At 71.7% G+C, this 24,128-nt stretch carries 20 protein-coding genes; 6 read left to right on the forward strand and 14 right to left on the reverse strand.

Going from position 1 to position 24,128, the window contains the following annotated elements:
* Positions 1–159: 159 nt before the first annotated feature.
* Positions 160–963 carry an inositol monophosphatase family protein gene (locus ACGFSC_RS31235; RefSeq protein WP_359907219.1) on the forward strand — a complete coding sequence of 268 codons (804 nt, stop codon included), beginning with the start codon at positions 160–162 and terminating at the stop codon, positions 961–963.
* On the opposite strand, the gene ACGFSC_RS31240 is transcribed toward ACGFSC_RS31235, so the two are convergent.
* The 6 genes from ACGFSC_RS31240 to ACGFSC_RS31265 all read right to left on the reverse strand — a co-directional run bounded on the left by ACGFSC_RS31240 (position 964) and on the right by ACGFSC_RS31265 (position 8,125).
* Positions 964–1,803, reverse strand: coding sequence for an amidohydrolase family protein (locus ACGFSC_RS31240; RefSeq protein ID WP_359907261.1), 840 nt, complete (start codon positions 1,801–1,803; stop codon positions 964–966). It abuts the gene before it with no gap.
* A 137-nt stretch (positions 1,804–1,940) separates the two neighbouring features.
* Positions 1,941–3,575 carry an acyl-CoA dehydrogenase family protein gene (locus ACGFSC_RS31245; protein ID WP_359907221.1) on the reverse strand — a complete coding sequence of 545 codons (1,635 nt, stop codon included), beginning with the start codon at positions 3,573–3,575 and terminating at the stop codon, positions 1,941–1,943.
* Positions 3,559–4,293, reverse strand: coding sequence for a TetR/AcrR family transcriptional regulator (locus ACGFSC_RS31250; protein WP_359907224.1), 735 nt, complete (start codon positions 4,291–4,293; stop codon positions 3,559–3,561). The genes ACGFSC_RS31245 and ACGFSC_RS31250 overlap by 17 nt, the downstream gene beginning before the upstream one ends.
* A 214-nt stretch (positions 4,294–4,507) precedes the next feature.
* Entirely contained in the window at positions 4,508–6,028 is a 1,521-nt protein-coding gene (locus tag ACGFSC_RS31255; RefSeq protein WP_359907227.1) for a S28 family serine protease, read from the reverse strand.
* Between the two features lie 215 nt (positions 6,029–6,243).
* Positions 6,244–7,098: a serine protease gene (locus ACGFSC_RS31260; RefSeq protein WP_359907230.1), complete on the reverse strand. Its 855-nt coding sequence runs from the start codon at positions 7,096–7,098 to the stop codon at positions 6,244–6,246.
* 397 nt (positions 7,099–7,495) lie between these two features.
* Complete coding sequence (locus ACGFSC_RS31265) at positions 7,496–8,125, reverse strand: TetR family transcriptional regulator (RefSeq protein WP_359907233.1); 630 nt, start codon at positions 8,123–8,125, stop codon at positions 7,496–7,498.
* Between the two features lie 120 nt (positions 8,126–8,245).
* On the opposite strand from ACGFSC_RS31265, the gene ACGFSC_RS31270 reads away from it, so the two are divergent.
* From ACGFSC_RS31270 to ACGFSC_RS31280, 3 genes are all read left to right on the forward strand, one after another.
* On the forward strand, positions 8,246–8,401 hold the full coding sequence (locus ACGFSC_RS31270; protein ID WP_359907236.1) for a hypothetical protein: 156 nt from the start codon (positions 8,246–8,248) through the stop codon (positions 8,399–8,401).
* Positions 8,402–8,455: 54 nt separating this feature from the next.
* Positions 8,456–8,869 (forward strand): DUF4190 domain-containing protein, encoded by a 414-nt coding sequence (locus ACGFSC_RS31275; protein ID WP_392864270.1) that lies wholly within the window; start codon positions 8,456–8,458, stop codon positions 8,867–8,869.
* A 347-nt stretch (positions 8,870–9,216) separates the two neighbouring features.
* Complete coding sequence (locus tag ACGFSC_RS31280) at positions 9,217–10,032, forward strand: metallophosphoesterase family protein (RefSeq protein WP_380353439.1); 816 nt, start codon at positions 9,217–9,219, stop codon at positions 10,030–10,032.
* A 70-nt stretch (positions 10,033–10,102) separates the two neighbouring features.
* On the opposite strand, the gene ACGFSC_RS31285 is transcribed toward ACGFSC_RS31280, so the two are convergent.
* From ACGFSC_RS31285 to ACGFSC_RS31320, 8 genes are all read right to left on the reverse strand, one after another.
* A complete protein-coding gene (locus ACGFSC_RS31285; RefSeq protein ID WP_359907242.1) occupies positions 10,103–12,676 on the reverse strand; it encodes an ABC transporter permease in 2,574 nt (857 codons plus the stop codon).
* Positions 12,673–13,428, reverse strand: a complete 756-nt coding sequence (locus ACGFSC_RS31290) for an ABC transporter ATP-binding protein (RefSeq protein ID WP_359907244.1) — start codon at positions 13,426–13,428, stop codon at positions 12,673–12,675. The genes ACGFSC_RS31285 and ACGFSC_RS31290 overlap by 4 nt, the downstream gene beginning before the upstream one ends.
* A complete protein-coding gene (locus tag ACGFSC_RS31295; protein ID WP_359907247.1) occupies positions 13,425–13,736 on the reverse strand; it encodes an SHOCT domain-containing protein in 312 nt (103 codons plus the stop codon). Before ACGFSC_RS31295 ends, ACGFSC_RS31290 begins: the two co-directional genes overlap by 4 nt.
* A 269-nt stretch (positions 13,737–14,005) precedes the next feature.
* Entirely contained in the window at positions 14,006–14,683 is a 678-nt protein-coding gene (locus ACGFSC_RS31300; RefSeq protein WP_359907250.1) for a response regulator transcription factor, read from the reverse strand.
* Positions 14,680–15,936: a sensor histidine kinase gene (locus ACGFSC_RS31305; RefSeq protein ID WP_359907252.1), complete on the reverse strand. Its 1,257-nt coding sequence runs from the start codon at positions 15,934–15,936 to the stop codon at positions 14,680–14,682. The genes ACGFSC_RS31300 and ACGFSC_RS31305 overlap by 4 nt, the downstream gene beginning before the upstream one ends.
* A 92-nt stretch (positions 15,937–16,028) precedes the next feature.
* The gene (locus ACGFSC_RS31310; protein WP_359907255.1) at positions 16,029–18,575 is read right to left on the reverse strand and encodes an ATP-dependent Clp protease ATP-binding subunit; all 2,547 of its coding nucleotides are present in this window, start codon (positions 18,573–18,575) and stop codon (positions 16,029–16,031) included.
* A gap of 265 nt (positions 18,576–18,840) precedes the next feature.
* Positions 18,841–19,545, reverse strand: coding sequence for a VIT family protein (locus ACGFSC_RS31315; RefSeq protein ID WP_359907257.1), 705 nt, complete (start codon positions 19,543–19,545; stop codon positions 18,841–18,843).
* A gap of 146 nt (positions 19,546–19,691) precedes the next feature.
* Positions 19,692–20,306 carry an HAD-IA family hydrolase gene (locus ACGFSC_RS31320; RefSeq protein ID WP_359907258.1) on the reverse strand — a complete coding sequence of 205 codons (615 nt, stop codon included), beginning with the start codon at positions 20,304–20,306 and terminating at the stop codon, positions 19,692–19,694.
* Positions 20,307–21,033: 727 nt separating this feature from the next.
* Between ACGFSC_RS31320 and ACGFSC_RS31325 the strand changes: the two genes are divergently transcribed.
* Positions 21,034–22,521: a hypothetical protein gene (locus ACGFSC_RS31325; protein ID WP_359907259.1), complete on the forward strand. Its 1,488-nt coding sequence runs from the start codon at positions 21,034–21,036 to the stop codon at positions 22,519–22,521.
* Positions 22,522–23,233: 712 nt separating this feature from the next.
* Complete coding sequence (locus tag ACGFSC_RS31330) at positions 23,234–23,926, forward strand: transposase (protein ID WP_359907266.1); 693 nt, start codon at positions 23,234–23,236, stop codon at positions 23,924–23,926.
* Positions 23,927–24,128 lie beyond the last annotated feature (202 nt).

The following is a 24,128-nucleotide window of genomic DNA, read 5'->3' on the forward strand; positions in this document are numbered from 1 at the left end:
ACGGTACTCCTTGTCCCGGGCGGCCGGAGCACACCGGCCCCGAGCCCCGGTCGGAAGCTCCGGTCGGAAGCTCCGGTCGGAAGCTCCGCTCGGGCGCCGGCCCGGGGGCTCCGGTCGGGGCGCCGGCCCGGGGTGAGGAATCGAGGAGGAGGAGTCACCGTGACGAACGAACTGTGGACGCTGGCGGAGGGTGTGGAGGCCGCGGTGCGGGAGGTCGGTGCGGGGCTGGCCGCACGCCGGTCCGCCGACCCGGTCACCGCCCGGACCGCCGAGGAGGCGGCGGCCCGCTTCGCCGAGCTGGACGGCCCGGCCGCCGCCGTACTGCGGGAGCGGCTGACGGCGCTGCACCCGCAGGCCGGCTGGGTGCCCGAGGAGCTGGACGGGTCGGTGCCCGCCGAGGGCGAGTGGTGGCTGTGCGACGCGACCGACGGCGCGGTGCAGTACCTGCTCGGGCAGCCGCACTGGGCGGTGACCGCCACGCTGGTCCGGGACGGCGCGGCGGTGCTGGCCGTGGTGCACGCCCCGGAACAGGACGGCCGCACCTACCGGGCGGTGCTCGGCGGCGGCGCCGAGCTGGACGGACGGCCGATCGCGCCCCTGGAGCGGGAGTTGGCCGTCACCGTCGCCGCCACCAGCCAGCCGCCCCGGGTGGCCGCCGACCCGGTGGCGCTGCGCCGGGCGGGCGAGTCGCTGTCCGCGATGGCGGGTGCCGTCCTGGCGGTGCGCAACCTCGGCCCCACCGCGCTCCAGGTGGCCCAGGTCGGCTCCGGCCACCTGGCGCTGTTCTGGGAGTACGGCCTCGACGCGGGCAACCTGCTGCCCGGCGCGCTGATCGCGCGCGAGGCGGGCGCCGCGGTGACGGACGCCGCCGGGTCGGCCTGGACGACCGGCTCCGACGGCTTCCTCGCCGCCGCGCCCGGACTGCACGCCCGGGCGCTGGAACTGCTGCGGACGGTGCGGTGATCAGTCCTCGGGCTTGATGCCGAAGAGGGCGGCCGCGTTGTCGTGGCAGACCGCCCGCAGCCACTCCTCCCCCAGCCCCAGCCCGGCCAGCGCCTCCAGCTGGTGCACGTACCGGTACGGGATGTTGGGGAAGTCGCTGCCGAGCAGGACGCGCTCCCGGAGCCCGCGCAGGCGCGGCAGTTCCCCGCGCGGGAACGGGACGTCGGCCTCGGCGAAGTCGGTGAACGCGATGGTGGTGTCCAGCCGGACGGCCGGGTGGCGCTCGGCCAGGTCGAGGAAGCCGCGGTACTCGGGCATCCCGAGGTGGGCGACCACCAGGACCAGACCGGGGTGCCGCTCCAGCACCGCGCCGATCGGGCCGGGGCCGGTGAACCTGCCCGGCACCGGCCCGGACCCGCAGTGGGTGACCACCGGGGTGCCGGTCTCGGCGAGCAGCCCCCAGACCTCGTCCAGCAGCGGATCCGCCGGATCGTAGCCGCCGACCTGGAGGTGCGCCTTGAACACCCGGGCACCGTCCTCGATCGCCCGGGCCACGTAGCCGGGCGCCCCGGGCTCGGGGAAGAAAGTCGCGGTGTGCAGGCACTCCGGGGTGCGGGCGGCGAATTCGGCGGCCCAGGCGTTCAGCCAGCCGGCCATGCCGGGCTTGTGCGGGTAGAGCATGGACGTGAACGCCCGGACGCCGAAGTCCCGCAGCCGGCGGACCCGTTGTTCCTCCGCCTCGCGGTAGGTGATCGGCCAGGGCCGGTTCACCAGCGGGCCGGCCGCGTCGAAGTACGCCCACACCTTGTCGAGGACGTTCTTCGGCATGAAGTGGGTGTGCACGTCGATCAGCCCGGGCAGGCCGAGCTCCTGCCAGAACCGCCGTACGCCGTCCGCTTCCTGACCGCCCGCCCGGTCCTGGTCGTTCTCCCGACCCTGGTCGCTCGCGCGGTCCTGGTCGCTTGCCCGGTCCTGGTCGCTTGCCCGGTCCTGACCGCTCACACGATCACCGGGCGGGCGCGGTCGATGATCGCCGCGGTGTCGACCCCGGCCGGCAGGGTGCCGAAGGCCGCGCCGTGGTCGCCGCCCAGCCGGCTCGCGCAGAACGCGTCGGCCACCGCCGGGCTGCCGTACCGGACCAGCAGCGAGCCCTGGAACGCCAGCGCCATCGACTCGACCAGCCGGCGGGTGCGGTACTCCAGGTCGCCCAGGTCGGTCAGCTCCTTGCGCAGCGCGGCGACGGCCGCGTACAGCCGGCGGTCCGCGCCCGCCGCGGCGTCGAGTTCGCCCAGGAAGGCCTCGACGCTCTCCGGACGCTTGGCCATGGCACGCAGCGCGTCCAGGGCGGCGACGTTGCCGGAGCCCTCCCAGATCGACACCAGCGGCGCCTCCCGGTAGAGCCGGGGCATCCCGGACTCCTCGACGTAGCCGTTGCCGCCCAGGCACTCCAGCGCCTCGGCGGAGTGCGCCGGACCGCGCTTGCACACCCAGTACTTGGCCACCGCGAGGCCCAGCCGCCGGACCAGCGCCTCGTTCCCGTCCCCGGCGAGGGTCAGGTCGGTGGCCCGGGCGAGCCGCATGGCCGTGATCGTGGCCGCCTCGGACTCCACCACCAGGTCGGCGAGCACGTTGCGCATCAGCGGTTGGTCGACCAGCGCCTTGCCGAACGCCCGCCGGTGCAGGGCGTGGTGGACCGCCCGGGTGGCGCCGTAGCGCATGCCGGAGGCCGCGCCGATGGTGCAGTCCAGCCGGGTCATGTTGACCATCTCGATGATGGTCGGGACGCCCCGGCCCTCCTCGCCGACCAGCAGGCCGACCGCGCCGTCGTACTCCAGCTCGGCCGAGGCGTTGGACTTGTTGCCGAGCTTGTCCTTGAGCCGCATCAGCTGGAGGCGGTTGCGGCTGCCGTCCGGCAGGACGCGCGGCAGCACGAAGCAGCTGAGGCCGCCCGGGGCCTGGGCGAGGGTCAGGAAGAGGTCGGACATCGGCGCCGAGGTGAACCACTTGTGGCCGGTGAGCCGGTAGGTGCCGTCGGCGTGCGGAACGGCGGTGGTGGTGTTGGTGCGGACGTCCGAGCCGCCCTGCTTCTCCGTCATCGACATGCCGGCGATCAGCCCGCGCTTGGTGCGCGGCTCGCGCAGCCCGAAGTCGTACTCCCGCGCGGCCAGCAGCGGCTCCAGCTCGGCGGCCAGCGCCGGGTTGGCGCGCAGCGCCGGGACGGCGGCGTAGGTCATCGAGACCGGGCAGGTGTGACCGGCCTCGACCTGGCCCCAGACGAAGAACCTGGCGGCACGGGCGGAGTGGGCACCGGGGCGCTCGTCGCGCCAGGGCGCGGCGTGCAGGCCGTACGAGACGGCGGTGCGCATCAGCTCGTGCCAGGCCGGGTGGAACTCGACCTCGTCGATGCGGTGGCCGAAGCGGTCGTGGGTGCGCAGCACCGGCGGGTTCTCGTTGGCCAGCCGGCCCCACTCGGCGGCCTGCTCGGAACCGGCCAGCCGGCCCAGCTCGCGCAGCTCGGGCTCGGCCCAGCCGGCGTCGGCCCGCCGGAGGGCATCGAGCAGGGTGGGGTCGGCGGCGGTGTCGTGGCCGTACGGCAGGGGCACCTGGTTGGTGACCTCATGCGTCGCTGTCATCGCGTCCTCCCAGGGCACGCAGGGTGAAGGAGACCAGGGCGGGGACCACCGCGGCGCTGTCGCTCCTGATGGCGCCGCCGGCGGTGCTGCTGGTGGTGGTACTGCTGCTTTGGGTGGTGCTGCTGGTGGTGGTACTGCTGCTTGTGGTGCCGTCGCCGCGCTCGGGCGGCCCGGCGGCGGCGACCGGTGCGGCCGCGAGCGGGCCGGCCAGGGCCTCGCCGACCGCGCCGACCAGGGCGGCGGCGGTCAGCACCGGATCCTGCTCGGGCAGTTCGCCGCTCGCCACGGCGGCGGCGATCTCGGTGGCGATCACGTCCCGGAACGCCCGCCGGAAGACCAGGCGCTCCTCGTCCACGACCGCGTCGGCCGGCTCGACCAGCAGCGCGTACGCCAGCCGGGGCGCGCGCAGGGCACGGGCGGCGAAGGTCTCGACCACGGCGGCGATCCGCTGCCGCGGGGTGTCCCGGAGGGCGACGGCGGCGTTGACCGCGTCGATCTCGTGCGTGACCACCCGCCGGAAGAGCTGCACCGACAGCTCGGCCTTGCCGGAGAAGTGCTGGTAGAGGCTGCCGGTGGCGATCCCGGCGCGATCCGCCACGGCGGCCATCGTGCAGCCGCCGTAGCCGCGCTCGGCGAGGAGGCCGACCGCCGACTGGAGCACCGCTTCCCGCTGGGCGTCCAGGCGGGCTTGTACGGCGGGCGTGCGTCGGTAGGCCATGGAAGTATTGAAGCACTGATTCACTGCTTCGGGGAGGGGGCCGGCCAGGCCGTTCCCGGGCCCCGTTTCGCGCCCCGCGTCTCAGCCTCGCTTCCCGGCCCCGCGTCTCAGCCTCGCGTCCGCGCTTCCGGGACGACGCGAGGAGGCCGCCCCCTGGTACGCGGGGGGCGGCCTCCTCCTCGTGCTTCGTGGCGCGGCCTACTGCGCGCGAGCGCTACAGCGGGCGGCGCTCCTGCTCCAGCCGCTGGCCCTCGACGTCGAGCGGGCCGAACTCCGCGCCCGCCTGCGGCGACTTGGCGAGCGAACGGGCGGCGTCGGGGTCACCCAGGCCCGCCCACTCCAGCACCTTGGCGGTGGCCTCCGCCGACTGCGCGGCCGGCAGCTGCTCGATCTTCGAGCCGTGGTTGCCACCGGGCACGGTGTAGACGTAGCTGTCCTCGCTGCCCCGGCCGAGACGGAACGGCTTGGCGCCCCACGGGTCGTTGCCGCCGTAGACGTACATGATCCGCTCGCCCTCGCGCTTCACCCAGCGGTCGATGTCGGGCATCGCGTTCGGGTTGAAGACGGTCGGGATCTCCTTCGGCACGTAGCTGCGGACCGAGTAGAGCTCCTTGTAGTCGTAGTGCAGCACGCCATTGAGGTGCGAGACGTCGAAGAACGGCGCACCGAGCTCGGTCGCGGCCTGGTAGTAGTACGCGGTGTACTTCGCCAGCGACTGGTCGCTGTTGCCGGTGATGCCGGACTGCGAGTCGAACCAGGCGTACAGCTCGTCGTCGGTCGCGGTGGCGGCCACCGGGACCTTGGCGCAGTCGGCCTCCAGGCTGTACTGCCAGAACGCCCAGACCACGTCCAGCACGCCGGCCTCGTACGCACGGTCCGGGGTGCCGAGGGTGTTGAAGGTGGACCCGGCCGCCGTGTTGTCGGCGACGAAGCGGGCCTCCAGCCGGTCGCGGCGCACCAGCAGCTCACGCTGGGCGGCGTTCAGCCTGGCCCGGCACTCGGGGGTGCCGACGGTCCGGAAGAACTCGCTGTACGCCGCGTAGTCGTTGACGTTCGTGTTGTTCGGCGCGACGTAGGCGATCGTGCCGGCAACGTCGTCCGGGTAGAAGCGGCGGTAGAAGGTGGAGGACATGCCGCCCTTGCTGGCGCCGGTGGACAGCCACTCCTCCTGGTAGATCCGCTTGAGCGCGGTCACCAGCCGGTGCGAGTCCGCGGCACCCTGGCGGATGCCGGCCTTGGACCAGTCCGCCGGGTTCGGGCGGGAGGGGGTGAAGAACCGGTACTCGATGGACACCTGGTTGCCGTCCACCAGCCGGGTCGGCTCGGTGCGGGACGGGTTGGTGCCCAGGGTGTAGCCGTTGGTGTAGAAGACGGTCGGGCGGTCGTAGCCGCGGTGCAGCAGGCTGAAGCGCTGCTGGAAGGTGCCCAGCCAGGGGCGGTTGTGGTCGATCGGCTGGGTGTACGTGGCGATGAAGTAGCGGTGACCGGTGGTGGTCGGCTTCTCCTCGGTGATGGTCACCCCGGGGATCGCCGCCAGACGGTCCTTGATGTCGGCGGTCGGGTCGTCGGCGGGGCTCCGGCCGTGGCGGGACCCATTGCCCTGGCCGTCCTGCGCCCCCTGGGCACCCTGCGCGCCCTGGCTGTCGGCGGCGGACGCCGGGCTCGCCAGGCCGCCGAACGCGAGCAGCGGTATCAGCAGGGCCGACACCATCAGCCTTCTCACGGTGGTGGTCATCAACTCTCCATCTGTTCAACTGACATGAATGCCGCCTGCCGGTGCGGCCGTGCGGCGCGGGTCGCGCTGGTCGTGCTGGTCGTGCTGGTCGCGCTGGTTGTACGGATAGTGCAGGTGGTGCGGTGGCCGACCGATGGACGGCCGAATGGGCCACCCGCCGTTCGCGGATGGCCCATCGGGAGAAACGTGCTGGTCAGCGGGGTTGTCCTGACTGCCTACGGGCGGGGCAGGGTGCAGCCGGGGAGGGTGAGGTCGAAGCGGTTGCCGGCGGCGAAGCAGGCCGGGATCCCGTAGGTCTCCTGGGCGTAGCCGATGCCAGGACGAACCGTCACGGCACCGTTCTGGTCGACCTCACAGGGGTTGTCCAGGGTGCAGGTCTCGCCGCTCTCGTTGATCGTGTTGTTGACGGCGACCACCTGGCCGGTCGAGGCGTCGACCACCGGCGAGCCGGAAGTGCCGCCGATCACGTTGCAGGTGGAGGTGTAGCGGACCGAGTCCTTGAAGGTCCAGTCGGCTTCCTTCAGTCGGTAGGCGAAGCCGTCGACCGAGCAGGAGTAGATCTTCTTCCAGTAGCCGGAGACGACCCGGATCGAGGTGCCCTGGACCGGGTGGGTGGCGGCGAGGGTCAACGGGGCTATCCCGTACCGGGACTGGATCGACGCGTAGGTGGTGTTCAGCTGGTAGATCGACACGTCGGTGTCGGTCATCGCGCCGTAGACGATCTTGGTCGCACGCAGCGTGGCCGCGCTGCCGCCGCTCGCGTTGAGCAGGGTGAAGCTCCGACTGGAGGACCGGTTGAGGACGACCTCGCCCGGACCGGGCATACCGGTCTCCAGGCAGTGGCCGTTGGAGAGCACGAGGGCCGGGTCGCTCGCGGCCGAACCGGGCATCCGCACCAGCGAGCCGGAGCAGTTGCTGAGCGCGACCGTCCCGGCGAAGGTGACGGCGGCGACAGGCTTGGCGGCGGGCTTGGCGGCCGTGGCTGCGGCCTGAGCCGGAACGGCTCCGACGAAGGCGGTGGCCCCGGCGACCAGGAGTGTGGCAACCGTGCCTATGAGCGGCTTCTTCATGAGAGACCTCTCGGTGTGGGGGAGGGTCCACGGGTGGGGGTCCACCAAAGCTGTCGCGGACATGACCCACTGTCAAGAGTCAAAGCAACACCAAGAACCTCCCAAGACGCATTGGCCGGTTACCGCCGCCGCTCGGCACGCGACTGGGCACGCGGTCCGGAGCGCGGGCCGGAGTACGAACCGGGGGTGCGGACCGGGGGTGCGGACCGGCACGCAGTCCGGGACGCAGGCCGAATCGCGGCCGGATCCACAGCCGGCTCAAGGGCCGCGCGAGCCGGTCGCGGGCCGGGTGGCGGGCCGGCCGGGCCGGAACGCCGCCGGATCCACACCCCACCGCGGGCCGGCCGCACGCCGGCCACGCGTCCCCGCCGGCCGGTCAACTGCCGTGCCCGTACGGTCAACCCGCCTGCCAGCGCTCCCGGCCGAGGCTGATCAGGCGCAGCTGGAAGCGCGCGGTGGCGGCGATCCGCTGCTCCCGCGCCGGGTCCGTCTCCAGCGCCTCCAGGAAGGCGGCGGCCGTGGAGACCATGTGGTCGACGTACAGCTCGGCGAGCATCCGCAGGTCCCGCTCGCTCCACCCCCGTGACTCCGGCTGCGGCGCCAGGGCGGCTCCCACTTCGGCGGCGAAGCGGCCGAGTTCGGCGTCGATCGCCTCCCGCACCTGCCGGACCCCGCCGTGCCGCTCACGCGCCAGGAAGCGGACGTGCCCCCGGTGCTCGCGGACGTGTCGTTCGATCACGTCCACCGCACGGTCGATCAGCTCCTCGGCACCACCGGCCTCGGCGAGCACCGCACGGATCATGATGTGCAGGCTGGCCAGCGACTCCTCGACCAGTGCCACCCCGAGGGCCGCGAGGTCCGGGAAGTGCCGGTAGAAGGCGGCCGGGGAGAGCCCCGCCTCGCGGGTGACCTCGCGAACGCCCAGGCTCGCCAGGTTCTGATCGGCCAACAGGTGCAGTCCGGCGTCCAGCAAGGCCCGCCGACTCTGCTGCTTCTGGGCCTGCCTGGCCCCAACGGTGTGACTCACGCCATTCAGTAAACAATCGTTTGCTGAACTTGGCCAGCCGAGCGTACAGTGGGACCGAAGTCAGTGAACACTTGTCAACCGAAATCGGCGCAGTCCCAGCCGCAGCCGAAGGAGCCAGTCGTGATCCTGTTCTCCGCCCTGGTCGCCATGGGTGTCCTGATCGGCACCGCCGCCCACACCTCGCTCCCGGTCTTCCTCGCCGCCTCCGCCGGCATCACCACCTGGCTGCTCGCCTTCGGCGCCCGCGAGGGCATCGCCCGCCTCCGGCACCGCTGACCCGGCCGCTCCGCGGACCGCACCCGCGGCCACTCCACAGAGAGGACCCGCACCATGAGCACCGTCACCGACCACCCGGCCGCCTCGATTCCGGCCACCGTCCGGCGGATCGTCAGCCGCCCGGCGAGCCGCGGCCAGGCGACCGACCGCCAGGCGGACATCCGCCGGACGACCGACCGTCAGGAACCGAACCGCCAGGGAACCGACCGTCAGGAACCGAACCGCCAGGGAACCGTCGAGGCCGACGGCCTCGCCATCGCCTCCTTCCTCCTCGGCCTGCCCGGTCTGCTGCTGTTCAACATCGTCCTCGGGCCGATCGCCATCACCCTGGCCACCCTGGCGCTGGTCCGCGGCACCAGCCGGCGCGGCCGCGCCCTCCTGGGCCTGGCCCTCGGCATCGCCTCACTGGCGATCCTCGCCGTCACCCTCGTCACCTCCCACGGGGTGCTCATCGACATCGGCTCCTGAATCCGGCCCAACTCCCCTTCCGCTCCTGGCTCCTGTACTCGCCCCTCGCTGCTCTCCGTTCCCGATCCACCCTTCGCCCTTGATGCGCCCAGCGATCAACCCAGCGATCAACCCGGTGATGCGCCCAGCGATGCGCCGACGGTTCTCGTGGCGGCTCACTCGGCGGATCCCGACGGCCGGAGCGACTGTTCGAACGACTGATCCCGTCAACCCGCCCCGTTCCCCCGGCCCGCCCCGTAGGGTGGGCCCCATCGGCCGGACGACCTCAGGGGGCAGGAGTGACTACGGAGAACCGCAGCGACACACAGCCGGAACGACCCACCCCAACGGGTGGACGGCTGCTCGCCGTGAGCGATCTGCACATCTCCTACCAGGAGAACCGCGACCTGGTGGAGAAGCTCCAGCCCTCCCATCCCGGCGACTGGCTGCTCGTCGCCGGTGACGTCGCCGAGCTCACCACCAGCATCGAGTGGGCCCTCGGCCTGCTCGCCGAGCGCTTCGCCCGCGTGGTGTGGGTGCCCGGCAACCACGAGCTGTGGACCCACCCCGAGGACCCGGTCCAGCTGCGCGGGGTGGCCCGCTACGAGCACCTGGTGGAACGCTGCCGCCGGCTCGGTGTGGTGACCCCCGAGGACCCGTACCCGGTCTGGGAGGGCCCCGGCGGTCCGGTCCGCATCGTCCCGCTCTTCCTCCTCTACGACTACACCTTCCGTGCGCCGGGCACGACCACCAAGGAGGCCTCCCTCGCGGCCGCCTACGAGACCGGCGTCGTCTGCGCGGACGAGCGGATGCTCTACCCGGACCCGTTCCCGGACCGCGACTCCTGGTGCCGCGAGCGCGTCCGGCTGACGGAGAAGCGGCTGGCCGCCTGCGACCCGGACGTCCCGCTGGTCTTCGTCAACCACTACCCGCTGGTCCGCCAGCCCACCGATGTCCTCTGGTACCCCGAGTTCGCCCAGTGGTGCGGGACCGAGCTGACCGCCGACTGGCACACCCGGTTCAACACCGCGGCGATGATCTACGGCCACCTCCACATCCCGCGCCGGACCACCTACGACGGCGTCCCGTTCACGGAGGTCTCGCTCGGCTACCCGCGCGAGTGGCGCAAGCGCGGACTGCCGAACCCCCTGCTGCGGGAGGTCTTCCCGCAGACGGCGGACTGAGCATCCGGTTCGGCCGCTCCCACCTCCTTCTCCACCGCACCCGCTCTGCCAGGTCCCGTTCCACCGCCTCCTACTCCGTCGCGATCGCCCGCAGGATGTCCAGCCGCGCCGCCCGGCCCGCCGGGCGGAGTCCGGCCACCGCGCCCGCCAGCAGCCCGGCCACCAGGACCACGGCCAGCTGGAGGGGCGGTATCGCGAACGATCCCGTCCCGGCGCTGTCCGAGGCCCGCACCAGGGCCCAGCCGAGGAAGGCTCCGAGCCCCAGACCGCCGACCGTCCCGAAGGCCGCCACCAGCACCGACTCCCAGCGCACCATGCCGCGCAGCTGGGCGCCGCTCTGACCGACCGCCCGCAGCAGCCCCAGCTCCCTGGTCCGCTCGTGCACCGCCAGCGTCAGGGTGTTGGTGATGCCCAGCAGCGCGATCAGCACCGCCAGCGCCAGCAGCGCGTAGACCACCGAGAGCATCGTGTCGACGCCGGAGGCCGCGCTCTTGGCGTACTCGGCGCGGTCCTGCACCTGCGGGCTGCCGTACGGGACCAGCGCCCGTTCCACCGCCGCCTTGCCCGCGGCGGCCGGCACGCCGTCGCGCAGCCCGACCGCGACCATGGTGTCCGCGTCCTGCCCCCGGTGCGGGGCCCAGGCCTGTCGGGTGATCAGGTAGTCCCCGGCCAGGCTGCCGCCCTCGTACAGGGCACGGATCGTGAACGGACCGCTCGCACCGTCGGTGAAGCCCACGGTGACGGACTGTCCGAGGCGCCAGCCGCGCTGCTGCGCCTCGCTGCGGGAGACCGCCAGCCCGTCCGTACCGAGCGCGGCCAGCGAGCCGTCGACCCGGCCGAGGTCCACGATCCCGGACAACCGGGCCGGGTCGGTCACGTCCAGCGTCCGGCCGTGCCCGTCGATCCGGGCCACGCCACGGCCGAGCCCGACCGTCTGCCGCACCTCGGGCAGGGCGGCCAGGGCGTCCGCCACCTTGGGGCTGATCCCGCTGCCGCCGGCCCCGAACGAGGCGGTGGTGACGGCGAGATCGCCCGCGAAGGACCTGCTCACCGTGGAGTCCAGGGTGGCCTTGATCGAGGCGCCGAAGACGGTGAACAGCGTGACCACCGCGACCCCGATCATCAGGGCGCTCGCGGTGGCCGCCGTCCGGCGCGGGTTGCGGGCCGCGTTGCGCCGGGCGAGCACCCCGGAGACCCCGCGCAGCCTGGGCAGCGGCGCGCCCAGCGTCCGCACCGCGAGGGCCGCGGCGACCGGGCCGAGCACCACCATGCCGGCCAGTACCGCCAGGGCCCCGACGGCCGTCAGCAGCACGGACGGGCCGTCCGTCGCCCCGAGGACGGCCACCGGCACTCCCCCGGTCAGCAACAGGCCGCCGAGCACCACCCGGACGGCGCCCGAGCGCCCCTGCGCCGCCCGGTCGACCCCGGTCTCCCGCAGGGCCGCGAGCGGAGCCGTCCGCCCGGCCCGGACGGCCGGCAGCAGCGCGGATCCCACCGCGACCAGCGTGCCGACCAGCAGCGGCAGCAGGACGGCGGCCGTGCCGATCACCATGCCGCCGGTCGGCAGGGCGAAGCCGAGTGCGGAGAAGAGCGCCTTAAGTCCGGCGGCCACCCCGATCCCGCCCAGCAGCCCGCCCAGCGAGGCCAGCAGGCCGACCGCCAGCGCCTCCGCCAGGGTCGCCCCGAGCACCTGGCCGCGCACCGCCCCGAGTGCCCGCAGCAGCGCGTTCTCCCTGGTCCGCTGGGCGACCACGATGGCGAAGGTGTTGTGGATGGTGAACGTCGCCACCAGCAGTGCGATCCCGGCGAAGACCAGCAGCAGCGTGGTGAACATGGTCAGGAACCGCCCGGACACCAGTTGGGTGGACTCCTGGGTGGCCGCCGCGCCGGTGATCGCCTGGACGCCTGCGGGCAGCTGCGGGGTGATCCGGTCGACCAGCTCCCGCTGGGAGACCCCGCCCGCGGCGCGGACCTGGATCGAGCCGGCCTGCCCCTCTCCCTTGGGCGTGAGGTACCGCTCGGCGTCCGCGAAGGTCATCGCGGTGAAGGTGCTCGGCCCCATGCCGTCCGCGTCCGCCCCGAAGGTGGCGATGCCGACGACGGTGACCGGCACCGGATCGGGGGTGCGCAGCACGGTGGTCGAGCCGACGCGCAGCCCGCCCGACTTCGCCGCGCCCCGGTTCACCACCACCTCGCCCGGGGCGGCCGGCGCCCGGCCCTCGGCCAGCCGGTACGGATTGAGCCGGCCGTCGACCAGCCAGTTGCCCGCCAGGGTGGGCGGGCCCTGACCGCCGATCGGCTTGCCGTTGCTCCCGATGAGCTGGCCCGCGCCCTGGACGGACGGCTCCGCGGCCGCCACCCCCGGCACGGTGCGCAGCCGGTCGGCGAGCGTCACCGCCACCGGTGCCCGCACCCCGCCGACCGTGCCCGCCGAGTCCAGCACGTCGGCGCTGCGGACCACGACGTCGGTGCCGGCGTTGGCGTCGGCGAAGAGGGTGTCGAAGTTGGCCCGCAGGGTGTCGCCGAGCACCATCGTGCCGGTCAGGAAGCTCACCCCGAGGAAGATGGACAGGAGGGTGCCGGCCAGCCGCCGTTTGTGTGCGCGCAGCGAGCGCAGGCTGAGCCGGAGGGGAACGGCGTTCACGACCGCCCCCGTTCGAAGGCCTTCATCCGGTCCAGCACCAAGGCGGAGGTGGGCTGCCGCATCCGGTCCACCAGCCGTCCGTCGGCGAGGAAGAGCGCCTCGTCGGCCCAGCCGGCGGCCGTCGGGTCGTGGGTGACCATGACCACGGCCCGGCCCATCTCGTCCACCGCCCGGCGCAACAGGCCGAGCACCTCGCCGCCGCTGCGGGAGTCGAGGTTGCCCGTCGGCTCGTCGGCGAAGACCACCCGGGGCCGCCCGGCCAGCGCCCGGGCCACCGCGACCCGCTGCTGCTGGCCGCCGGAGAGCTCGCTCGGACGGTGCCGCAGCCGGTCGCCGAGTCCGACCACGTCGACCAGCGTCGCCAGCCAGGCCTGGTCCGGGGCGGCCCCGGCCAGGTCGAGCGGGAGGGTGATGTTCTCCAGGACGGTGAGCGTGGGCACCAGGTTGAACGCCTGGAACACGAAGCCGATCCGCTCCCGGCGCAGCAGCGTGAGCCGCCGGTCGTTGAGCGGGCCGAGTTCGGTGTCGCCGATCCAGGCGCTGCCGGCGGTGAGCCTGTCCAGCCCGGCCGCGCAGTGCATCAGGGTGGACTTGCCCGAGCCGGACGGGCCCATGATCGCGGTGAACCGCCCGGCCGGGAACTCCACCGTCACGTGGTCCAGCGCGCGGACCTCGGTGCCGCCGACGCCGTAGACCTTCACGGCGTCGGCGACCCGGGCGGCGGTGCCCCGTACGACGTCCAGGGTGGTCACCTGGCGCCACCTCCCTTGGCGTCGTCCCGCGGCGACTCGCTGAGCACGGCCCGCTTGGCGCGGTACTCCTCGGCGTCGATGTCCCCCTCCGCGTAGCGCCGGCCCAGGACGGCCAGCGGATGCTCCGCCACGACTCCGGCTCCGGCTCCGGTTCCAACCCCGTACCCGTACCCGAACCCGCAGCCGTGCCGCCGCCAGACCGTGCGGCGCAGCACCGCGATCACCAGGACCACCACGGCGATCCAGATCAATGGGATCAGCAGGATCCATGGGCCGGGGCCGTGCCAGTCGGCCAGCTGGGTGTACATGGTGGTTCAACTCCTCGGTCGTGGGCCTCCAGGACCTCGGGTGGTTCCCGAGGTGACTGGAGCGTCCCGCAGCGAGGTCTCATCACGCGTCCTACCAGCAGCGGCAGTTGGGATACTCCCGGGAGAGTAGGAACCACCCGCGACACGCGGGGCCGGAAGCAGCCGCGCGACGGCGACGCCTCCGGCGCACCCGCCCCGTGGACCGCGACCGCCCATGGACCAACCAGCCGTGGGCCAACCGCCCATGGACCGCAACCGCCAGGAGCGGATCAGCCCAGCCAGCCCGGCCGCACCAGCCCCGACTCGTAGGCCAGCACCACCAGTTGCGCCCGGTCCCGCACGCCGAGCTTCACCATCGCCCGGCTGACGTGCGTCTTCGCCGTCAGCGGGCTGACCACCAGCCGCCGGGCGATCTCCTCGTTGGACAGCCCCATCCCGACCAGGGCCAGCACCTCGCGCTCCCGCTCGGTCAGCATCGAGATGTCCGAGAGCCCCTCCGGCACGGCCTCGGGCGCCTTCGACCGGGCGGCGAACTCGCCGATCAGCCGCCTGGTGACGCCCGGCGAGAGCAGCGCGTCCCCCGCGACGGCGACCCGGATCGCCCGCAGCAGTTCGGCCGGCTCGGTGTCCTTGACCAGGAAGCCCGCGGCCCCCGAGCGCAGCGCCTCGAACACGTACTCGTCCAGCTCGAAGGTGGTCAGCACGACCACCCGCACGGGGGACAGCGCCGGGTCCTCGGCGATCCTCCTGGTCGCCTCCAGCCCGTCCATCCGGGGCATCCGGATGTCCATCAGCACGACGTCCGGGACGAGTTCACGGGCGAGCCGCAGCGCGGCCTCGCCGTCGTCCGCCTCGCCGACCACCGTCAGGTCGTCCTGGAGGTCCAGCAGGGCCCGGAAGCCCGCCCTGACCAGCAGCTGGTCATCCGCCAGCAGTACCCGAATCAATCGCTCTCCGCCTTCGGTGTCGGCAGCTCCGCCCGGACCCGGAAGCCGCCGTCGGGCAGCGGCCCCGCGGCGATGGTGCCACCGAACGCCGCCGCGCGTTCCCGCATCCCGACCAGCCCGCTGCCCGACCCGCCCGCGTCCGCGAGCACCGCCGGCCCCGGGTCCTCCACCCGGACCACCAGCACGGCCGGGTCCGTCCAGTCCAGCACCACGACCGCCTGGCGGGCCGCCGAGTGCCGGACCACGTTGGTGAGCGCCTCCTGGACGATCCGGAAGGCGGTGAGGTCGACGGCGGCGGACAGCGCGCGCCGCTCGCCGCGCTCCTGCACCTCCGCCGCCAGGCCCACCCGGTCCGCCTGCTCGGTGAGTTCGTCCAGCCGGTCCAGCCCCGGGGCCGGTCCGCGCGGCGCCGCCCCGGGCCCGCGCAGCGTCGCGAGCACCTGGCGGACCTCGCCGAGCGCCTCCTTGCTGGTCGACTTGATGGTGACCAGCGCGCCGCGGGCCTCCTCCGGCCGACGGTCGAGCAGCGCCAGCGCGACCCCGGCCTGGATGCTGATCAGCGACAGGCTGTGCGCCAGGATGTCGTGCAGCTCCCGGGCCATCCTGAGCCGTTCCTCGTTGGCCCGGCGCTCCTCCAACTGCTGCTGGTAGGCCCGGTGGGCGGCGATCCGCTCGCGCCGGAACCGGACCAGCTCGCCCCCCGCCATCACCAGCAGCAGCCAGGCCAGCAGCCCCAGCTCCTGCAGCCAGACGCTGCCGGACGGCGGGGCCGCGCGCTGCCAGCCCTGCGGCAGGACGAAGGTGCCGAGCAGGTGCACCAGGTAGACGCCCCCCGCACCGGCCCAGGCCGCCCGGCGATGGCCGGAGCCGATCGCCACGCAGCAGGCGATCAGCCAGCTCACGAAGGCCGGCCCGTACGGGTACCCGGCGGCCAGGTACCCGGCAGTGACCACCGAGGTGCCGGCCACCACCGCGACCGGCCGGCGCTCGCGCAGCACCAGCAGCGCCGGCCCGAGCAGCAGCAGGAGGTAGCCGAAGGCGTCCAGCGGGGCCCGCCCGTGCTGGTTGTGCCCGGCGAAGGTCGAGCCGACCACCTGGAGCACCGCGACCGCCGCGGCCGTCCCGAGCGGGTAGCCCGCCTTGGCCGCGCGCACCCACGGCGGGCGCCACGGCTCGGGCGGCTCCTCCGGCGGCTGCGCCGGTGGCCGCTCCACCGAGGGCGGCTCGGTCGGCGGGGACGTGGGCGGCATCATGCCCACAAGCTAGACCGCGACGCGTCCCCGCGCGTCCTCCAGCAGTGGCGTTCGGGCGTACTCCCGCTGGAGTACGCCCGCCCCGGTCGTCCTCAGTCCCCCGCGGCGGCCGAGCCGGCCCGGGCCTTCGCCTCCGCCTCCTCGAAGGTCGCCGACGCCTCCGGCCGCGCCAGCGTCACCACCAGCTCCCCGTCGCTCACGTCCGCGATCAGCGTGTCCCCCTCCCGCACCGAACCGTCCAGCAGCAGGTTGGAGATCCGGTTGTCCAACTCCGACTGGATCGTCCGGCGCAGCGGCCGGGCCCCGAACTCCGGCTGGTAGCCCCGGTTGACCAGGTACTCCTTGGCCGTCCCGGTGACGTCCAGCTCGACGTCCTGGGCCCGCAGCCGGCGCCGGCTGCGGTCCAGCAGCAGGTCCACCACCGAGAGCAGGTCCTTCCGGGTGAGCGCGTGGAAGACGATCACCTCGTCGATCCGGTTGAGGAACTCCGGCCGGAACTGCTGCCTCAGGTCGCGCATCAGGTCGTCACGGATCTCGTCCACGTTCCCCGCATGGTCGAGGATCCGCTGGGAGCCGATGTTGCTGGTCATGATCACCACGGTGTTGCGGAAGTCGACCGTACGCCCCTGGGAGTCGGTCAGCCGCCCGTCGTCCAACACCTGGAGCAGCAGGTTGAAGACGTCCGGGTGCGCCTTCTCCACCTCGTCGAAGAGCAGCACGCTGTACGGCTTGCGGCGCACCGCCTCGGTCAGCTGCCCGGCCTCCTCGTAACCGACGTACCCGGGCGGGGAGCCGACCAGCCGGGAGACGGTGTGCTTCTCCTGGAACTCGCTCATGTCGAAGCGGATCATCCGGTCCGGGTCGCCGAACAGCAGCGCCGCCAACGCCTTCGCCAGCTCGGTCTTGCCGACGCCGGTCGGCCCGAGGAAGAGGAAGGAACCGGTCGGACGGTCCGGGTCACCCATCCCGGCCCGGCCGCGCCGCACCGCCTGGGCGACGGCCGTGACCGCCTCGTCCTGGCCGATCACCTTCTCGTGCAGGTGCTCCTCCAGCTTGAGCAGCCGCTCCTTCTCGGTCGCGTTCAGCTCCGCGACCGGGATGCCGGTCCGGGAGGAGAGCACCTGCGCGATGTCGTCGGCCGTCACATCGACGACCTCCTCGCGGGACTCGGCCATCGCCGCCAGTTCGTCCTCGGTCTGCCGCAGCTCGGTCTTCAGGTTGGCGGCCCGGACGAACTCCTCGTCCGCGACGGCCTCGTCCAGCTCCCGCTTCAGCTTGGTGATCCGGTCCTGCACCCCGGTCGCCTCGGTCGACCCGCTCAGGCTGCGCAGCCGGACCCGCGCGCCGGCCTGGTCCAACAGGTCGATCGCCTTGTCGGGCAGGAAACGGTCGCTGACGTACCGGTCGGAGAGCGTCGCCGCCGCGTCCAGCGCCTCGTCGGTGAACCGCACCTGGTGGTGCGCCTCGTACGCGTCGCGCAGCCCGTGGAGGATCTCGACGGTCTCCTCGACGCTCGGCTCGGGCACCAGCACCGGCTGGAAGCGGCGCTCCAGCGCGGCGTCCTTCTCCACGTGCTTGCGGTACTCGTCCAGCGTGGTCGCGCCGACCACGCTCAACTCGCCGCGCGCGAGCGCCGGTTTGAGGATGTTGCCGGCGTCCATCGAGCCCTCGCCACCACCGCCCGCGCCGACCACGGTGTGCAGCTCGTCCAGGAACAGGATCACGCTCTTCTCGGCCGCGGTGACCTCGTCGATCACGTTCTTCAGCCGCTCCTCGAACTCGCCCCGGTACTTGGAGCCCGCCACCAGCGCGGTCAGGTCGAGGGTGACCACCCGCTTCTCCCTGAGGCTCTGCGGCACGTCCCCGGAGACGATCCGCTGGGCCAGGCCCTCGACGATCGCCGTCTTGCCGACGCCCGGCTCACCGATCAGCACCGGATTGTTCTTGGTCCGCCGGGAGAGGATCTCGACGGTCTGCTCGATCTCCTCGGCCCGCCCCACCACCGGGTCCAACCGGCCCGAACGCGCCTCCTCGGTGAGGTCGCGCCCGTACTCGTCCAGCGTCGGCGTCTCGCTCGGGCGGGCACCCGTACTGCTGCGCTCGCCGCCGGTGCCGCGCCCCTCCAGCACCGACTTCAGCGCCTCCTGCGAGGGCGCCGCGTTGCGCAGCGCCACCCCGGCCCCCGAGCGCTCCTGGTCGAGCAGCGCGCCGAGGATGTGCTCCGGGCCGATGTACGAGGCGCCCGCCGCCTGCGACTGGGCGTGCGCGGCGAGCAGCGCGCGCTTGGCCGAGGGGGTGAGCGCCGGCCGGCCGTCCACCGCCTCGGCATCGCCCGCGGGCAGGGCGTGCTCCAGGTCCCCGGAGAGCCGGTCCGGATCGATACCGGCCCGTTCCAGCATCCGGCGCGAGGGTTCCACCCGGGTGGCCGCCCAGGCCAGGTGCGCGGTGTCGAGGTCACTGGAGCCGTCCTCGGCCGCCCGCCGCGCGGCCAGCGCGAGCAACTCCTGCGAGGACTCGCTGAGCAACCGCCCGATCGGCACCCGCTGCACGGCGGGCGGGGAAGCCAGCGGGCTCATCCCGAAGAACCGGCTGAGCAGATCGGAGAACGGATCGTTCGATCCGAACGGGGGCACGGTCACGGCGCTTCACCTCTCCCAAGCGGTTTGCAGCCACACAAACACAGGCCGCGGCACCTCGCCTGTCGAGCCGGACGGCGCCGCCACCCGGCGAGCCCGGGCCTCGCCGCCGGGCGGGTCGTGCGGGCGGACATGCGGGCGGACATGCGGGCGGACGTACGGGCGGACGGACGTGCGGCCGGTCGTGCGGGCGGGCGGGCGGACGTACGGGCGGCGGACGTACGGGCGGGCCCGACACGGAACCGTTCACGGGGCCGGGAACGCGCGTTCACCCGATGACCTGATCCAGCAGCACACCGCCGCTGTACGTCACCCCCATCGCCAGCAGCCCGCCCACGACATTGCGCATGATCGCCCGCCCCGGCCCCGCCCCGCCCAACCGGGCGCTCGTCCAGCCCGACACGGTCAGCGCGACCACCACCGCCACCACCGTCACCATCAGCCGCCACGACTCCGGCGGCAGCAGCACCGCCAGCAGCGGCACCAGCGCACCCAGCGTGAACGCCGCCGCGCTCGCCAGCGCCGCCTCCCAGGGGTTGGTCAACACGTCCGGGTCGATGCCCAGTTCGGTCTGCGCGTGGGCGGCCAGCGCGTCCCGCTCCGTCAGCGCCGTCGCCACCTCCCGGGCCAGGCCGTCCTCCAGCCCGCTGCCCCGGTAGTAGTCGGTCAGCTCGTCGAGCTCCCCCTCCGGATCCTCCGCGAGCTCCCGCCGCTCCTGCGCCAACGCGGCCCGCTCGGTGTCCCGCTGGGTGCTGACCGAGACGTACTCGCCCGCCGCCATCGACATCGCCCCCGCCAGCAGCCCGGCCACCCCGGCCGCGAGCAGCGCCGTCCGGGAGCCCTCCGCACCCGCCACACCGGTTACGAGGCCGGCCGTCGACACCACGCCGTCATTGGCCCCCAGTACGGCCGCGCGCAGCCAGTTCAAGCGCGAGGAAAGCTCCGCCCGCGACTCCCCGACCTGCTCAGCCATCCGCCACCGCTCTCAGGGGTACGCCCGGTCCCCCCGATCCTCGCCCGCCACCCCCACCCCCGCCACCCGCGGTACCCCCGCCCCCGGCACCCGGCACCCGGCACCTCAACGGCGGCCCCCACGACACCTGCTGACCCGCTGACCCGCTACCCCAGTACCGGCGCCAGCGCCCGCCGCAGGTCCTCCGGTCCCCGGTAGCGCACCCCGGTCATGCCCAGCGCCACCGCCGCGTCCACGTTCTCCTGCCGGTCGTCCACGAACAGGCACCGCTCCGGCACCACCCCGGCCCGTTCGGCGGCGATCTCGTAGATCCGCCGGTCCGGCTTGGCGCTGCCCACCCGGGAGCTGTTCACCACGGCGTCCGCCAGGTCCGTCAGCCCCAGCAGCGCCAGGTCCTCGTCCAGCCACGCCGTCGCATTGGTCACCAGCACCACCCGGCAGTGCTCCCGCACCTGCCGCAACAGCCCCACCACCGCCTCGTCCGCCCGGAACGGCGAGTTCGCGAACGCCTCCGCCAGCCCGCGCGCCTGCGCGCCCGTCACCCGCCCGGCCAGCCCCCGCGCGATCGACTCCACCCACTCCGCCTTTCCGATCCGCCCCAGCAGCAGCGGCAGGTCGTTCTCCGGTGCGAACCCGACCTCCGCCGTACTCCCCTCACCCACCCCCGCCGCCCGCTCCAACGCCGCCACCTCGGCCCCGTCGAAGAACCGGATCACCCCGTCCACATCGCACAGCACCGCATCGAACGCCCTGGTCAACATCCCCCCTCCCTACCACCCCGGCCCACCACCGCCACCAGGCAACCCCCACCCCCGACCGGCGAAGGGCCCCAGGCCCGGCGCACCGCCAGGACCCGGAAACGGCCGAGGGCCGGTCCAGGAGGTGGTACCTCCCGGACCGGCCCTCGTGGTGGTGGGGCCGGACGGTTTCGAACCGCCGGCATCTGCTTTGTAAGGCTTGGCGTGGGGCACCCGCCCCGACCTGCACCCCGCCTGGCCGGCCAGTTCCCCTGCCAGCGCACCGCCGGCGCCCGCAGCTGACCGCCACGCACCGTCCAATCTGGCACGCCTGTGGCACGACGCAGTGTCGGCGACCTCATCCAACCCGCACCGCCATCCTCATCAAATCTTAGAACGACCAGCTGCGTTAGCCAGGCATCCACCGGACATTCTCTCCCATCGATGCCAATCAGGCTGCTCCAATCGGAGACAGTGAGGACGCGATGCCTGACCTGCACGAAAAGCTCCAGAACATCTGCAGCACCCAAATGATCACAGAGCCCTGAGAGCGAATCAGCCACCTGACCCTTATTGCCCCGACGAGCGACCCGTCACCATCATTAGCCGAACACGTGACCGATTCTTCGCTCGCGCTCCACGCGCACCCCTTCCGCCCCCTGTCGCACTGTCACCCCTGCGCTCTATCGTCATACGACAGGCAGGTTGGCGCGCGTCGCCATCACCACGGCTCGCACATGGAGGGGACGGCATGCGCATTTCAGCGCACTATGGCCTGAACAAGAACCAGGCGCAGCTCGACTTCGTCGACGTGGACACTACAGACGATATCGCCGTCTACATCGACCCAAGCAGCATTAGGCGACTTGAAGGCATGTGGGCCGAAGAATGCCAAGTCCTGCTGGCGACATTCTTCGATGCAGTTCTCGACGCTGTGCGGCACGGAGAAAAGGGACGCGTCTCATCGCTACTTGGCAAACTTAGCGAACCGAACGAGACCCATCTCGGAGTATCCCACGGCAGATCGCGGGGCCGAGGCATGGGGAAGGGAATGAGCAATGACCTTGCCGAGAAGCTAAGCTCAAGCCAGGCAGCAAAGACCGGACTAATCGAAGACCTCGAAGATACGGCGCTATTCATCGAAGGCGTCGGCAAAGACATTGTTTCCGATATCACTACGAACGTAATCCGGGGCGCCCTGATAACATATACGCAAGCAATGTGTGATTTCCACGGCATCCCAACCGAGACTGTCCACAGCGGACCCGTATGGAATTCAGCATCCAAGGCATGGGAGGACGGCTACACCGACCTCCCCGTCGCCTCCCACCAGAAGCTCCTAATGGTCCCCAAGGTCATTGTGCGGAGAAGCCTCCACCTCTCCAAGGAGGAATATTATCGGAATCACCTAATTCCAGTACTGCAAGATGAAGAGCTCGACAATCCGGCGAGTCAACTCGCACAAACCGCGAAGTCCGGTCGCCGATTCGTAAACCGACAGGACGTGAGGAACTTTCACGGCGATAGCAAGCCAGCGGTAGTGCGACTCTCGCTAGAGCGCCCAGAAGTCTACAACCACTACAAGCGGGTCAAGCGGCTGACTGAGACAGCCCCTCTCACCAATGAGCAACTAGCCGAATCGGCCGGTGGGCTGCCTCCGGACTATGACGCACTCCTGGAGGCCGTGCTAGAGACACCGGCGGGACGTGACTACGCCACCACATATCACCACAACATCGAGGCCTTGCTATCCGCCCTCTTCTACCCGTCTCTCAGCATGCCCATAAAAGAGGCCGAGATTCACGAAGGGCGGAAGAGAATCGATATTCGATACATGAACTCCAGTCAGGACGGCTTCTTTCGATGGCTTCGCCAGCACCAGGTAGCCAGCCAGTACATCTTCGTAGAGTGCAAGAACTACAGCCGAGATGTCGAGAACCCTGAGCTTGATCAGATCTCCTCCCGATTCTCGCCGATTCGCGGAAAGCTCGGAATTCTAACGAGTCGATCATTCAAAAACAAGGACCTCTTCCTGAAGCGGTGTCGCGACACCGCACTCGACCACCGAGGATTCGTCATCGCACTCGATGACGACGACCTGCAACAACTTGTGAATGATGTGAAGCGCTCGCTTGAGCCGCCCACTCCCGAGGAAATTGAGGCAGGGGACCCGATTGTTCGCCCAAGCCGCCACGAGTACTCGCTCTTGCATGAACGATATGAGCGCCTAGTCAACTGACTTAATCGTCGGTATCGGGTTGCCCGCACCAGATGAGACGTGCACGCGGGCGGTGGAGCGGTTTTGGCCGGTGCCCTGTCCGGCCTGGGATCGAACATGATCGGGGGGGCCGTAAGCTGTTGCGACTCGGTCAGGGCTTTTGGGCCTGACCGCAATTTGGCCGAGTGGCCCCCGTTCTTGCTCGACTCGGGTCCTGGTCCGGAGAGGTGGGTAAAACCGCGGAGCCGCCCGACCCAGCCACCGCCGGTTCTGACCTCAGCCCCGTGCGCCGCCGGCCGCCGCCGGAGCGGGGCGAAGACAGGAATGTCGGCGAGCGGCTGGGCCGCGCGCTGGCGCGCCGTGCGCGCCCTTGATGAAGTAGTGAAAGTCGTAACAACCCTCTCTCACCTCCCCTTCTGTGAACCTCGATCGAGCGTGGCCGATCGGCGTCTTGCCAAGCTCCTTGCTCGTGCTGATCTCGCGTCAGGTCATCTGCGGAGGAGCAGAGTGGAGGAGCTGACGGTCAGCCCGTGGCGTCGGGCGGGCAAGGATCGGCTGTACGTCAACCTGCCGGGCCCGCGTGGTCAAGCTGTCGCGTGGCTGGACTGTCTGACCGGGGTCGTCACGATCACCAATGCCGCACACGAGTCGGCGGCACTCGATCGAGTCAGGGATTTTTGGTGCCGGACCTGCGGCCGGTCTATCCCGCCGCTGACTGTGGTCTGCCGATCTGCTGAACCGCCTGGCCGCCACCGGCGCGCACCTGCTGGTGCGTTGCAAGTCCGGACGAAGACTGCCGCCAGTGGCCCGCTGCGGCGACGGCTCGTTCCTGGCCCGGCTCGGCGCGCTGACCGTCCGGGTCATCGACGCCGAGATCAGCATCGTCACGTCCCGGGGGAGCCACACCGGCCACTATCGCCTGCTGACCACCCTCACCGACCCGTCAGCGCACCCGGCCCGCGAACTCGTCCGGCTCTACCACGAGCGCTGGGAGATCGAGACGGCCTACGCCGAGCTGAAATCCACGATCCTGGGCGGGCGGGTCCTGCGCGCCCGCACCCCGACCGGGATCGAACAGGAAGTCTGGGCACTGCTGATCGCCTACCAGGCACTGCGGACCGCGATGACCGATGCCACCGACAGCGTTCCGGGCATCGACCCCGACCGAGCGGGCTTCACCGTCGCACTGTCCGCCGCCCGCGACCAGCTCGTGCTGGCCGCGGGCATCATCGCCGACACCGTGATCGACCTGGTCGGCGCCATTGGACATCAGGTACTGAACCAGCTCCTGCCCGAACGGCGGGTCCGCACCAAAGACCGCATTGTCAAACGAGCGATCTCCAAATACAACGCACGCGGACCCAGCATCGACCGAGCCACCTACAAAGCCACCATCAGCATCAACATGCCCACAACCGACCCTTGACGCAGCCCCAACCGTCCTAACTGAACGGCGGACTCTGTTGGCGATCTTGTTAGGAGTGCTGACAGGTCGTCTGTTCGGCAGTTCGCTGGAGTGGAGCGAGGTGGTTTGGGTGTGTCCAGTGAACGGTGTAACTCGGTTGGGTTGAGTTAGCGGCGGCCGGCGGAGAGTCGGCCGTCGAAGGCGATCTCGAAGGCGTTCAACG

The sequence above is a fragment of the Kitasatospora sp. NPDC048715 genome (genome assembly GCF_043198905.1).
Lineage (GTDB): Bacteria > Actinomycetota > Actinomycetes > Streptomycetales > Streptomycetaceae > Kitasatospora > Kitasatospora lactacystinica.